This is a genomic window from Stenotrophomonas sp. 57 (genome assembly GCF_030291075.1).
In the GTDB taxonomy this organism is placed as follows: Bacteria; Pseudomonadota; Gammaproteobacteria; order Xanthomonadales; family Xanthomonadaceae; genus Stenotrophomonas.
Genome location: NZ_CP127407.1, coordinates 547,633 through 561,173, shown reverse-complemented (window position 1 = coordinate 561,173; position 13,541 = coordinate 547,633). Strand labels below are relative to the sequence as shown.

The window sequence follows — 13,541 nt, the reverse complement described above, 5'->3', positions numbered from 1 at the left end:
CATCCATGGCGCCAACGGTTCTGCGCTGCCCCCATGCCCATCCACGTCAAGCATTGCCTGCGCCTTCTTCTCCCGCCGGGTAGCCGGGAGAAGAAAGATCAAATTCCAATTCAAATTCAAATTCAAATTCAAAGTCAGAAGCCGAAGCCGCAGTGCCCGCTTTTGCTTTTGCTCCCGCCTTGGGGTTCGATGCGTCCGCGCCCGCAGGAAACTGTCGAGGGGAGGCCGGGCGGGCTGCGCAGGACCGTGAGGCGCATGGATGCGCCGATCGAGCTTACATGGACGTATTTACAGCGTGTCCTGCGCAGCCCGCCCGGCCTCCCCCACACGCATCAATCAAGGCGCGTAAAGCCTCAACCCCGCGCTTTCGCCGGATTCACCAGATTCCCGAAGAAGACCGCATTGATCAGCAGTCGATCCGTTCCGTGCCAGTACTTGCGGTGCGCCGGGTCATCGGCGAACAGCACTACGTTGCCCTGCCCCTGCGCCGACACCAGCAGCCACGCGCTGCCCCCCACCCGCGCGCGGTTGCGCTCGGACAGGTAACCGTTCACCCGCGGCGGCGTGTCGATGCGTACCACCGTCGAGAAGGGATTCGCGCTCGGCCGCAGCGTCACCGTGTTCTCCTTGTTGATCGCCAGCTGCCGGCGCGGCACGCCGAACGCCAACGGATGGCTGGTGTCCACGTCGGCACTGAGGATGTTGCCGCTGACCCGCTCGATCGCGGCGATGTCACGCTGGTCACCGAACGCGCGGCGGCTTTCGTCAGCGGCATCCTCTTCCTTGCCGAGCTTCTCGCCGTCGGCCAGCTTCTGTTCGATCGCCCACTTCGATGCGCTGCCGTAGGTCACCAGCGAGCCACCGGCCTGCACCCAGCGCTTCAGCGCAGCCACTGCCGTGGCATCGACGCCGGTATAGGTACCGCCGGACAACACAATCGTGGTGTACCGGTCCAGCGACACTTTTCCCAACTGCTGGGGATCCAGCTTGCTGGCCGGCAGCCGCAACTGCTGGTCGAGCAGGAACCAGGCCGAGCCGATCTCGGTGGCCGCCACGCCCTCGCCCATCACCAGTGCCACCGCAGGCTTGCGCAGCGCCTTGACGCCGTCACTGCCGAGGTCGATGCCTTCGCGGCTGCGGCCGCTGGACAGCGCATGTACCTGTACGCCCGCCTCGCGCGCGGCGGACGTCACTGCCTCAAGCAGCGTCGCATCCTGCAGCGACTGACCGGCGACCGGAATGACCAGGCTGCCGGCGGCGAAGCTGATGTCGCCCTGCGCGGTCGCGGTGGTGAACGGCTGGAATGCCACGCGCGCATTCACGCCCTTGCCCTGCAGCGCGGCCAACGCGCGCCCGGCGTTGTAGTCGCGCCAGTCGATGGCATAGGCGAATCCGGCCTGCCCGCCAACGACCGCCCCCTGTTCCGCAGGCAGCGTGGTCACGCGCGCACCGCCATCAACGCGGCTGCGGCTGCCCGCGAACGCCACGCCATACGCCGGTGCAATCGCGTAGCTGGTACTGCCGTAGAACACATCACCCTTGACCGGCGGCGTCTCTGCGAAGATCGAATGCACCAGGCGGAACTGCGCCTGCTGCACCGGTACCACGTAGGCACTGCCCGGTGCGAAGTGCTGGCCATCCACGGTCACCGCGCGATCCAGCGCGCGCACCTCGATGCGATGCAACAGCAACAACTCAAGCAGGCGGCGGGTCAACGCCGGGTCATGCGCATCACCAAACACGAAGCTCTTCACCGGCTGCTGCGCGGCCTGCTTCAGTGCGCTCTGGAAGAACTGCTTCTGCAGGTCGAACAGGCCGTTGCGCTCGGCCACCGCGCCTCGCACCGTGCCCAGGCCGGTCGCGACCTGGTTGCGGATGGTGAACGGGAACGTCAGCAGGCCATTCACCGACTCCTGCACACGGCCGCGCGAACTGGCCTGCTCGACGGTCACGCCGACTGCGCCGTGGAAATCAGGATAGGTCGAGCCGTACACCGGCGAGAAGTTGTCGAAGTTCTCGCCGGTGTAGTACAGCGACCCCAGCGCATCCAGCGCCTGCGCGTGATACTTGGCCAGCGTCTTGTTGAATTCGTACGACGCCGCCGGGATCAGCGGGCTGTGCATGCTCTTCGGCGAGGGCTCGAAGTAATAGGTGCTGTCCTTGCCCATTTCGTGGAAGTCGATCTGCACGTTCGGGTACCACTGGTGGAACACCTCCACCTTCGGCCGGGAGTCCTGCTGGGTCAGGGCCAGCCAGTCGCGGTTGAGGTCGGTGAAGTAGTGGTTGGTGCGGCCCTGCGGGAACGGCTCGACGTGTTCCTTGTCGGCCGGGTCGGCCGAGGCCGGATCGGAGGCCCAGGCGTTGTGCCAGTTGGCAGCGCGATCGCGGCCATCCGGGTTCTGCGCGGGGTCGAACAGCACCACCGCCTGCTGCAGCCATCGCTGGGTTTCAGCGCTGCGGTTGGCCACCAGGTAGTAAGCGGTCAGCATCGCGGCTTCGGCACTGGAGGTTTCATTGCCATGTACGCTGTAGCCCAGCCACACCACCACCGGGCTGTCGCCGGCGGCGATGCGTGGCTGCGCCGGATCGACCAGGGTCGCGTGCTGCTGGCGGATCTGTTCCAGTCGTGCGTGGTTACCTGCTGCGGTGACCGTGGCGATCAGCAGCGGGCGGCCTTCATAGCTGCGGCCGATCTGGCGCACGCTGATCTTGTCCGAGCGGCGGGCCAGTTCCTGGAAGTACGCCACCAGCTGGTCGTGCCGGGTGTAGCGGCTGCCGATCGGATAGCCGAGGAACTGCTCCGGCGTGGGAATGGCCGCATCAAATGCCGCTGCCTCGGTGACCTGCGGGAAGAAGTAGGCGCTCTGTGCCTGCGCCGGCAATGGCAAGGACAGTGCGGTGGCGGCGGCGATCAGCAACGGTAGAACGGCACGACGATGCAAGGACACGGTGACTCCCCAGGAAACAACGGCAGACGGTCGCGCGGCCGGCTCCCTGAAGAGACCGGCCGCGGCGGATGGATCAGAAGCGGTAATCGAAGCCGAGCGTGAAGTAGCGGCCGCGCAGGTCGTACTGGCTGAAGTCGTACGGCGCGCGGATGCCCGGGAACGAGGCGTCGTACGGCGGCGTCTTGTCGGCCAGGTTCTGCACCTTGGCGTAGACGGTCAGCTTGTCGATGCCGGTGTAGGCCAGGTACAGGTCGTACTGGCTGTAGCTGCCGACGCGCGTCTGCACGGCCTTGGCCGCGGTGCTCGCTTCCTGGCGGTAGCCGCTGGTGTAGTACCAGGTCACCGCCGCGTTGAAGTCGCCATGCTTCCAGTCCAGCGTGGTGGTGGCCTTGTCCTTGGGCAGGGTCGGGCCGAGGTTGCTGCCGGCGTAGTCCACCAGCGGGCCGCCGACCACGGTCGGGCGACGGTAATCGCGCACGTGGGTGTAGGCCGAAGACAGGGTGAAGTCACCGAGCGCAGTGGTCGGGATGCGCTGGCGCAGTTCGACATCGATGCCCGAGGTCTTCAGTTCACTCAGGTTCTGGTAGCGGTTGTAGACCGCCTGCAGCTTGCCGCGCTCATCGCGCTGCACCGCGCCGGCCACGTTGTCGTTGACCAGGGTCTGGGTGTTGTTGGTGCCCACCAGGTTGTCCAGCTGGATGCGGTAGTAGTCCACGCTCAGGTTGGTGTTGGCCCACGGCGACAGCACCACGCCGAAGTTCACGCTCCTGGTGCGCTCGGGCTTCAGTTCGTTGTTGCCGACGGTGAAGAAGGTCGGGTTCTGGCGCGAGCCCGGCACGTCCGGATCACGCGGGTCGACCACGCTGCCGTAGGCGATGCTGGTGCTGTTGGAGTTCTCCGACAGCGACGGTGCACGGAAGCCCTTCGAGGCCGACGCACGCACCAGCAGGAAGTCCAGCGGCTGCCAGCGCAGGCCGATCTTCGGCGAGAAGGCATCGCCGAAATCGTCGTAGTGGTCGGCACGCGCGGCGGCGGACAGCTCCAGCGTCGAGGCCAGCGGCACGTTCACTTCGGCGTAGGCCGCACTGACCTGGCGCTTGCCGTGCACTTCGGCGATCGCCGGGCGCACCTGCAGGCCGGCATCGATCTGCCACGGGTTGTTGGAATCGAGCTTCTCCCGGCGCCACTCGGCACCCGCAGCGAAGCCGATCTCGCCCGCCCAGGTGTGGCCCAGGCTGCCGGAGACCTTGGCGTCGATGCCCTGCAGCTTGGATTCGGCCGGACGCAGGGTGGCGATGTTGATTGCGTCGCGCACCGACTGCGGCGTCGCCGCCGGATCCAGCAGGTTGTAGCTGCCCGATGCCAGCGCATCGGCCAGTGCCCAGCGATTGGCGAAACCACCGGAGACGTTCTCACGCTCGCTGCTGCGTGCACCGAACGCGGCCACTTCCCAGTCCCACGACGCGGTGGTGCCACGCAGGCCGAACACACCGCGATAGGCGGTGGAGCGGTTGGTCTTGATCGTGCCGCCGAGGTCGAAGAACGTGTACTCGATCGGGATCGCACGGCCGTACGGGTTGTACGGATTGCTGGCCGGCAGCAGCGACGACACCGGCTCGGCCAGGCCGCTGTTCGCGTTCAGTGCGAAGCGGCCGCTCTCCAGGGTGAAGAACGGGCTGCTGCCGAACCACGCGGCGCTCTTGATCTGGCTGTACAGCACTTCGCCGAAGGCCTCAACGCTGTCATTCAGCCGGAACGTACCGTTGGCGTAGGCCTGGTAGCGTCTGGTCGACGGGATCAGCGTGGTGAACGGCGCCTGGTTGAAGCCGCAGGTGTCACCGCTCAGGCCGTCGATCGGCGCGCTGGCAACCCGGGTGGTTCCGGCCGGGCAGTTGCCGTTGGCATCGAGCATCGGCACCGACACGCCGTTGACCAGATAGCGCGCGCCCTTGGCCGACCAGCCGTTCCAGCGGCCGCCCGGCTGGTCGGTGTAAATGCCGCTCCTGGTCAGGTTGCGTTCGTCCTGGTCCAGGCGCTCGCGGTTGTAGCCCTGCAGGCTGAAGAGGATGTTGTAGCCGTCGGTGTCGAGATCACCCAGGCCGCCGACGAACTTCAGGTTCTGCTCGTGCAGGCCGCCCTGGTCGGCACCGCCGAAGCTGCCGCCGACTTCGGCGCCTTCGAAGTTCTGCCGGGTGATGATGTTGACCACGCCGGCCACGGCATCGGAACCGTACACCGCCGAGGCACCATCCTTGAGCACTTCGATGCGCTCGACCGCAACCAGCGGCAGCGCGTTGAGATCGACGAAGGTGTCGGACAGGCCACCGGCCGGAAAACCATAGTTGGCCAGGCGGCGACCGTTGAGCAGCACCAGCGTGTTCTTCTGCGAGAGGCCGCGCAGGCCGATGCCCGCCGAGCCGGAGGCCCAGCCGTTGTTGGTGGTTTCGTTGCTGGCGTTGCCGGTGTTGGCCGAGATCGAGCGCAGCACGTCGGCCACGGTGGCCTTGCCGGTCTGTTCCAACTGCTGGCGACCGATCACCTGCACCGGATTGGAGGCCTCGGTATCGGTGCGCTTGATATTGGAACCGGTGACGCGCACGGCGGCCAGCGTGCTGGCTTCGCCACTGGCGTCGGCGGAGGTTTCGGCGGCGGCGGACAAAGGCGCGGCCAGAGCGACGGCCAGGGCCGCCACGAGCAGGGTGTGCTTGGGCATGACGATGTGGGGGAGGTGGTAAGGACGACGAAGTTCCGCAGTAGTCCATGCCAGGCCGGGGGCCGGCCAATAACATCTCTTCATACGGATATAAGAGAAACTATCATCTCTTCATCCGGATGGAAAGAATTACTTCGCGGAAGCCCAACATCCGCTCAGGCTGCCGGCCCGCCCACGGCGTACAATCGCGCCATGGAAATCTTCAAAGTCTTCATGCTCGAGGCGGCGCATCGCCTCCCCAATGTGCCGCCGGGGCACAAGTGCGCGCGCCTGCACGGCCACTCGTTCCGGGTGGAACTGAAGGTCGAGGGGGAGCCCGGCGCGCAGACCGGCTGGATCATGGACTTCGGCGACGTGAAGGCAGCCTTCCAGCCGATCTACGACCGCCTGGACCACCACTACCTCAACGACATCCGCGGCCTGGAGAACCCGACCAGCGAGAACCTGGCGGTATGGATCTGGAACGAGCTCAAGCCCAGCCTGCCCGCGCTGAGCGAGATCACCGTGCACGAAACCTGCACCTCCGGCTGCCGTTACCGCGGCCCGGCGATCTGATCAAAGCATTGATCTGAAAGGCTTTTCAAAGGCGCCTCGGGCGCCTTTGTTATTTTTGTTGCATTGCCGCATCAACGGCGTATGCTGCATTGCATCAAGTCACTCCCTGATGCCCCCATGGCCGCCGCCTTCAGCGATCGCTTCAGTGATGCCACCCGCCAGCTCGCCGCCGCGGCAACGCGCGCGAACCGGTTGGCGCTGGAGAACGCGGAAAGCATGTTCGGCGTGCAGCTGAAGGCGATGGAGCGCAACCTGACCGCGACCGGCGGCTGGCTGGGCGAACTGGCCCGCAGCGACGATGCGGCGGGCATGCTCTCCAGTGGCGCGCAGCTGTGGCAGGACAACCTGCAGCGGCTGGGCCAGGCCCAGCAGGACGTGGTCGGCCTCGGGCTGCAGGCCGGCAAGGCCTGGTCCGAACTGGTGCAGGGCTACAACTCATCAACGGCGGACGCGAACAGTCACTGACGCGACGCAACGCTCATTGCATGGGTCCCTCCCCCCATGCAATCCGGACCCGGCAGATCCCTCCCTCTGCCGGGTCTTTTTTTGCCTTGCGTCCGGATACCGAAGTGCGTCTTCGTCCGTCGTCTCTGCCGGCTGAAGGGCCCTGCCGGGGCGGGCAGGGGCCTGGGCAAATGTCCCCCGGCGCCGGCCGTTGGCCGTCACCTCCTCCTTTACTTTGCCCGGCCCCCCGCCCGCCCCGACGAGGTTCGGCGTGCGGCAGGTGAAGCGCAGCGCTCGTGGCCGCCTTTCAACGAGGCGCCGACGAACTCCGCCCTGCGCCACGCAGAACCCACCGCGAAGGAACCTCAACGCCCGCGACCACCATGCCAATGCTGGTGCCACGCCTGGAACATCAGCACGTTCCACAGGTGCGTGTGCCACTTGCGCTCACCGCGCAGGAACGCCTCCCAGATACCGCGCACGCGTACCGCATCGAAACACCCTTGGTTGCGCAGCAGCTGCGGATCCAGCAGCGCCTCCGCCCAATCGCGCAGCGGGCCCGCCAGCCATCGCGCCATCGGCGGGCCAAAGCCGCGCTTGGGGCGGTACACCAGCGGCTCGGGCAGGTAGCGGGCCAGCAGGTGTTTCAGAATCCGCTTGTGCTCGCCATCGTGGTACTTCAGGTGCTGCGGCAGGCGCCAGGCCAACCGCACCACCTCCATGTCCAGCAGCGGCGCACGCGTCTCCACGCCCGCCGCCATGCCCGCGCGATCGACCTTGGCGAGGATGCCCTCGGCCAGGTCCATGCGGAAATCCAGCAGCTGGATACGCGCCTCGGCCGGCAGCGCCGTGTCCTGCTGCTGGAAGATCGTGATCGGTTCGCGCGCGCCCAGCACCACCTGCGCAGGCTGCCGCCAGCGCGTCACGCGCTGCAGGTAATGCCCTTCCACATCGTTGGCCGCGACCTCGGCCACCAGTGCGCGCCAGCCGCCGAGACGTCCGCGCTCGACGTTCATGCGGTTGCCGCTGCGCCGCGCCAGATCGCGCACCCAGTCCGGCAGACCGCCACACAACCGCGCATTGCGCAGCGCGCGGCCATAGCTGGGGTGGCCGAAGAACAGTTCGTCGCCGCCGTCACCGGTCAACGCCACCGGCTTGCGTGCACCCAACAGCTCGCTGGCCAGCAGGGTCGGCAGCTGCGAGGCATCGGCGAACGGCTCGCACCAGACCTGCGGCAGGCGCTGCAGCAGGTCCAGGCCCTGGCGCGCGTCCATGCGGTGCAGGTGGTGCTTCACGCCCAGATGCCGCGCGACCTGCGAGGCCCAGTCGCTCTCGTCATGGCCGGGATCGTCGAACCCGACCGTCCAGGCTTCGATCGGCAGGGTCGACTGCGCCTGCATCATTGCGGTTACCAATGAAGAATCGGTACCACCGGACAGGAACGCGCCGCAGGCCAGCGGCGAGTGCATGCGGGCGGCAATGGCCTTCTGCAGTGCCGCTTCCAGCTGGTCGGTGGCCTGCTCCAGGCTGGGTGCCGGCTGCAGGGGTTCCTGCAGTGCGCGCTGCATCGCGTCGCGTGCGCACCAGTAGCGTGAGCCACCCTGTGCGGCCTGGCTGGAACCGCCAGCCGCATGGTCATTCAGATCGATGCGCAGCATCGCGCCTGCCACCAGCTTGTGGATGCCGCGGTAGATGGTGTGTGGTGCCGGCACGTAGTCATGGCGCAGCAGCAGGCTCAGCGCATCCTGGTCGATGCTTGGTGCGAAACCGGCGAAGGCCTGCAGGGCCTTCATTTCCGAGGCGAACAGGAACTGGCCCTGGTACCAGCCGTAATACAGCGGCCGCTCGCCGACCGGGTCGCGGGCCAGCCACAGCTCGCGCGACTCGCGGTCCCACACGCTGAAACCGAACGCGCCCTCGATGCGGGACAGCGCGCGCTCCACGCCCCATTCAACGATCGCCTGCAGCAGCAGCCTGGCATCGCTGCAGCTGCGCGGCAGATCGCGCAGCTGCGCCTGCAGGTCGCCACGGTTGTACAGCCGGCCGTCCAGGCACAGCACGTAGCGGCCGCAGTCCGAGCTCAGCGGCTGCAACGGCGTATCGGTGGGTGCCCGGCAGTGCCCCAGCGCGAGGCCGGCCTCGGCGTCGGTCCAGTAGCCGATGCGGCCACGCCCACGCTGCTGCAGGGCGCGCAGCATCGGCGCCAGCTGCTGCAGCAGGTGTTCATCCTCGGCGGGCGGCAGCCAGGCTCCGACGACGCCGCTCATCGGGCACCTCGGCAGCAGCAGCGGGACGGGTTCGGCAGGCGGCGATGGGCGAGCGACATGGGCACGGCACGCGGAGCGGAGGAGACTCCATGCTCGGCGCGCCCCTTGTCCCGCGTCAGTCGCTTTGCTGTCAGCGATGGTCACCAGACGTATCACGAAGGTAACGCTTTGTAACAGCACCGCGTTATGCTGGGCGACAAGTTGTTGCCGGGCCTGAGGTCCGGCCCGTGCGCCAGCAACCCCGGCTGAATGGCGCCCGCCCCCGGGACCCGGGCGGCCCACAGGCTGGGATAGCATCGCCGCGCTCGTGCCGTGGCGGTACGTTTGCGTCCACGGAGGCCTTGAAAATGCTGGATATCGTACTGGTCGAAGACGATGCCCGCCTGGGTACGATGGTCAGCGACTATCTGCAGCGGCATGGCTACCAGGTAGCCCACGAGCGCAGCGGTGAGCGTGCCGTGACCCGGATCCTGGCCGAGAAGCCGGCCCTGGTCCTGCTCGATGTCGGCCTGCCCGACCAGGATGGTTTCGAAGTGTGTCGGCAGATCCGGCCCCACTATGACGGCATCATCTGCGTGCTGACCGCACGCACCGACAACATCGACCAGGTGCTGGGACTGGAACTGGGGGCCGACGATTACATCGGCAAGCCGATCGAACCACGGGTGCTGCTGGCCCGCCTGCGCGCCCATCTGCGACGCCACCGCCGGGTCGAGCCGCGCGATGGCAGCCTGCGCTTCGGCGAGCTGAACATCGACCCGTCCACCCGCAACGTGCACCTGCAGGGCGCGCTGCTGGAGCTGACCACCGCCGAGTTCGACCTGCTGTTCCTGCTGGCCAGCAACGCCGGCCAGATCCTCGACCGCGACGCGCTGCTGCGCGGCCTGCGCGGCATCGCCTTCGACGGCCTGGACCGTTCGGTCGACGCCCGCATCTCACGCCTGCGCCGCAAGCTGGGCGACAACCCGGAACAGCCGGAACGGATCAAGACCGTGCGCGGTCGCGGCTACCTGTTCAGCCGCTCGGCATGGGGATGAAGCGCACGCCCTCGGCGATGCGCGGCCACGCCTTCCATTTCCTGCGCTACGGCATCGGCTTCCTGGTTGCCCACCTGCTGCTGATCGTGCTCGGCCTGTGGGCCTGGGACGCGCTGCTGGAAGACCGCACCGAGGCCGGCCTGCAGGCCGAAATGCGCGGCACCCATTCCCTGCTGCAGCATCGATTCGCCGAAACCCCGCGTGAGCAGTGGCCGACGCTCGCGCGCGAACTGGACGCCGACTTCGCCTATGCCCTGCGCATGGTGCCGCTGGCCGAGGCGGTGAAGGAGCTGCCGGCCAGCCAGCGCCCCTCGTTCAACAATGGCCGCGTGCAGATCGACCTGGAGCATATGCGCAGCCTGCAGCGGATCGGCGACAGCGACTATGCAGTGATGCTGGGGCCGCTGGACGAGGCGCTGCCGGATGAGGGCTGGCAGGACAGCGATGTCTCCGGCGTGGCGATCCTGCTGCTGATCCTGATGGTGGCGGTGGCGCTGCCGATGTACGTGATGGTCTATCGCCTGTGGCGTGATGTCTCGCAGCTTGCGCAGGCGGCACGGCAGATGCGCGACGGCCAGCTGGAAACGCGGGCCCCACGCGCCGGCACCGCGCTGGTGCGGCCGCTGGCCAATGCCTTCAACCATATGGCCGAGCAGCTGCAGCAGCTGCTGGAGAGCCAGCGCGTGCTGGCGCAGGCGGTTGCACATGAAGTGCGCACGCCATTGGCACGGATGCGCTTCGGCCTGGCCGACCTGGAAGACACCGCGCTGGACGAAGTGCAGCGCGATGCGCTGGGTGGCCTGCGCACCGATGTCGATCGGCTGCAGCACCTGACCGATGCCGGCGTCGAGTACGCCGCACTCGGTCGCTGCCATCAGCTGACCCGGCAGCGCCTGCAGCTGGCGGCACTGGTGCGTGGCGTGGTCGCGCAGTTCGCGCCGTTGCCGATGCCCGTGCAGCAGGCGCTGTCGCCGGTGGACCTGGTCAACGTCAACCGACACATGCTGGAACTGGCATTGCGCAACCTGCTCGGCAATGCCCTGCGCTACGCGCGACGGCAGATCCGCATCGCCAGCACGGTCAACGACGGGTGGCTGTGCCTGCAGGTGGAGGACGACGGCCCCGGCATCGCGCCCGAACTGCGCGGCCAAGTACTGCAGCCCTACGTGCGGCTGGACCCGGGCAGCCCCGGTTTCGGCCTCGGCCTGGCATTGGTGCAGGTGGTGGCCGACAAGCATGGCGGCCACGTCGAGGTGACCGATTCGGCGCTGGGCGGTGCCTGCATCCGCCTGCACCTGCCGCTGGACAGCGGCGGCGCGGTGGAGTGCGAGGCGGCCTGCTAGGCCGCCGGTTCCGCACGCGGCAACGCAAACACGAACAGCGCGCCGCGCTCACTGTCACGCAGTTCGATGCGGCGGCCATGCAGCTGCACGATGCGCTGCACGATCAGCAGGCCCAGCCCACCATTCTCGCCACGCCGTGCACCCAGCGCGGCCGGCGCCTGGAACAGCTGGCTGCGCAGTGCGGGGGCAACGCCAGGGCCATCATCGGCCACGCTCACCTCGACGCTGTCCGGCGTCGCGCGCAGACATACCACGATCCGGCCGCCGTCGGGCGCATGCCGCAGCGCGTTGTCGAGCAGGTTGGTCAGCACCCGCTCGACCAGGCCCAGATCGGCACGCACCAGCGGCAGGCCCGGCGGGAAGTCCGCGTGCAGGCGCTGGTTGCGCGCCTGCGCCGCCAACTCGAATTTCTGCAGCACGTCCTGCAGCAGTTCGGGCAGCGCGAACACCTCCCACTCCAGCCGCACTTCGCCGTGCTCCAGCCGCGCCAGCTCGAACAGCGCGCGTGCCAGCCGACCGACCTTGGCACTCTGCGCCAGGGCGATGCCGAGATAGCGGCGGCGCTCGTCCGGCGACAGCGTGGCGTCCTTCAACGCCAGCGTTTCCAGGTAGCCGTGCAACGACGACAGCGGCGTGCGCAGGTCGTGCGAAATATTGGCGACCAGCTCGCGCCGCTGCAGGTCCTGCTGGCGCAGCTGCTGCCATTGCTCGCCCAGCCGCTGCGCCATCTGCGCGTGCGCGTGTTCCAGGATCACAAGTTCGTCGCGCTCGCCGGGACGCAGCGGCTCGGGCGGCGGCAGCGGCGTCGGTGCATCGATGTCGAAGGCCTGGATGCGGCGGGTCAGCCGTCGCAGCGGGCGGGTCACCCAGTAGAACGCCACCAGCCCGGCCAGCAGGCCCAGGCCACCGACCAGCACCACCGACCACAACGTGGTGTTCCATTGGCTGCCGGCAGCGAGATCGTCGGACAGCATCTGCCGGTGTTCACCGACCAGAACCACATACACATAGCCGGCCTGGCGGCCCTGCACGATCAACGGCGCGGCACTGAATACCTTGCGGCCGTCCTGGCTGCGCGGGTCATCGCCGAGGATCGGCAGCGGTGCACCGGCCAGCAGCCGGCGCAGCGGTGCCACGTCCACCCGGTTGCGCACCAGATGGCCTGTGGGCGCATCATGGCCGAGGATGCGGCCCTGGTCGTCCAGCAGGTAGACCTCGACGCTGGGATTGACCGCCATCAGCTGGCCGAACAACGCGCGCACCGCGGCATCGCGCATGCCGCTGGTGTCCATCAGTTCGCTGCGCTGGGCGATGTGCTCGGCCAGGCCCAGCGACAACCGCTGCACCACTTCCTGTTCGTGGCGGGTATTGGCGCGCATCTGCAGCGCCAGCAACGCCATGCAGCACATCAGCATCAGCGCGGCGATCACCGCCGCCAGCTTCTGCCACAGGTTCGGTTTGATCATGCCGCCGCCCCGGCCGGATCGACCAGCTTGTAGCCGCGTCCCCACACCGTCAGCAGCCGCCGCGGGTTGGCCGGGTCCGGCTCGATCTTGCTGCGCAGGCGATTGATGTGGGTGTTGACCGTGTGTTCGTAACCGTCGTGCTGGTAGCCCCAGACCTGGTTGAGCAGTTCCATGCGCGCGAACACCTGGTCCGGATGACGGGCAAAGAACAGCAGCAGGTCGAACTCGCGCGGGGTCAGCTCCAGCACGTTGCCATCCACCGACGCGGTGCGCGCGACCGGGTCCAGCTGCAGGCCGCCCAGCTCGATCGCACCGGCATCGATGCGCGCGCTCTGCGCCATTGCCTCGGCCCGGCGCAGCAGTGCACGCACGCGGGCCACCAGTTCCGGCATCGAGAAGGGCTTTGCCAGGTAGTCATCCGCGCCCAGTTCCAGGCCGACGATGCGCTGGGTTTCGCTGCCACGCGCACTGATGATGATGATCGGCACGTAACGCGCCATCGCGCGTGCGCGCTGGCAGACCTGCAGTCCATCCACGCCGGGCAGCATCACGTCCAGCACCAGCGCGTCCCACGGCCCTTCCTGCTCCAGCAGGCGCAGGCCGGCGTCACCGGTGGCGGCGTGGGCGACGTCGTAGCCCTCATCGCCCAGGTGCATGCGCAGCAGGTCGGCGATGTGGGCATCGTCTTCAACGATCAGCACGCGTTTGGTGGACATCGGCAGCTCGGGGCCAGCGGGGAGGCTGCCCGCATTGTGGCGCGGGACGGCC

At 67.7% G+C, this 13,541-nt stretch carries 9 protein-coding genes; 4 read left to right on the top strand and 5 right to left on the bottom strand.

Features of this window, described 5'->3' with window-relative positions:
- Nucleotides 1-353: 353 nt before the first annotated feature.
- Together QP512_RS02510 and QP512_RS02505 are read right to left on the bottom strand one after the other, a co-directional pair.
- Complete coding sequence (locus tag QP512_RS02510; RefSeq protein WP_286070854.1) at nucleotides 354-2,948, bottom strand: M14 family zinc carboxypeptidase; 2,595 nt, start codon at nucleotides 2,946-2,948, stop codon at nucleotides 354-356.
- Nucleotides 2,949-3,021: 73 nt separating this feature from the next.
- Nucleotides 3,022-5,661, bottom strand: coding sequence for a TonB-dependent receptor (locus tag QP512_RS02505; protein ID WP_286070853.1), 2,640 nt, complete (start codon nucleotides 5,659-5,661; stop codon nucleotides 3,022-3,024).
- A gap of 192 nt (nucleotides 5,662-5,853) precedes the next feature.
- Here QP512_RS02505 and queD point away from each other — a divergent pair, with 192 nt between their 5' ends.
- On the top strand, nucleotides 5,854-6,216 hold the full coding sequence (queD, locus tag QP512_RS02500) for a 6-carboxytetrahydropterin synthase QueD (RefSeq protein ID WP_286070852.1): 363 nt from the start codon (nucleotides 5,854-5,856) through the stop codon (nucleotides 6,214-6,216).
- 117 nt (nucleotides 6,217-6,333) lie between these two features.
- A complete protein-coding gene (locus QP512_RS02495; protein WP_286070851.1) occupies nucleotides 6,334-6,681 on the top strand; it encodes a phasin family protein in 348 nt (115 codons plus the stop codon).
- Between the two features lie 344 nt (nucleotides 6,682-7,025).
- Here QP512_RS02495 and asnB read toward each other — a convergent pair whose 3' ends face one another.
- On the bottom strand, nucleotides 7,026-8,927 hold the full coding sequence (asnB, locus tag QP512_RS02490; RefSeq protein WP_286070850.1) for an asparagine synthase (glutamine-hydrolyzing): 1,902 nt from the start codon (nucleotides 8,925-8,927) through the stop codon (nucleotides 7,026-7,028).
- A gap of 347 nt (nucleotides 8,928-9,274) precedes the next feature.
- Between asnB and QP512_RS02485 the strand changes: the two genes are divergently transcribed.
- Both QP512_RS02485 and QP512_RS02480 read left to right on the top strand, forming a co-directional pair.
- The gene (locus QP512_RS02485) at nucleotides 9,275-9,964 is read left to right on the top strand and encodes a winged helix-turn-helix domain-containing protein (protein WP_286070849.1); all 690 of its coding nucleotides are present in this window, start codon (nucleotides 9,275-9,277) and stop codon (nucleotides 9,962-9,964) included.
- Nucleotides 9,961-11,307 (top strand): ATP-binding protein, encoded by a 1,347-nt coding sequence (locus QP512_RS02480; RefSeq protein WP_286070848.1) that lies wholly within the window; start codon nucleotides 9,961-9,963, stop codon nucleotides 11,305-11,307. Before QP512_RS02485 ends, QP512_RS02480 begins: the two co-directional genes overlap by 4 nt.
- On the opposite strand, the gene QP512_RS02475 is transcribed toward QP512_RS02480, so the two are convergent.
- Both QP512_RS02475 and QP512_RS02470 read right to left on the bottom strand, forming a co-directional pair.
- Complete coding sequence (locus QP512_RS02475; RefSeq protein WP_286070847.1) at nucleotides 11,304-12,773, bottom strand: HAMP domain-containing sensor histidine kinase; 1,470 nt, start codon at nucleotides 12,771-12,773, stop codon at nucleotides 11,304-11,306. The two genes, QP512_RS02480 and QP512_RS02475, sit on opposite strands and share 4 nt — an antisense overlap.
- Nucleotides 12,770-13,489 (bottom strand): response regulator transcription factor, encoded by a 720-nt coding sequence (locus QP512_RS02470; protein WP_286070846.1) that lies wholly within the window; start codon nucleotides 13,487-13,489, stop codon nucleotides 12,770-12,772. Before QP512_RS02470 ends, QP512_RS02475 begins: the two co-directional genes overlap by 4 nt.
- Between the last annotated feature and the right edge of the window lie 52 nt (nucleotides 13,490-13,541).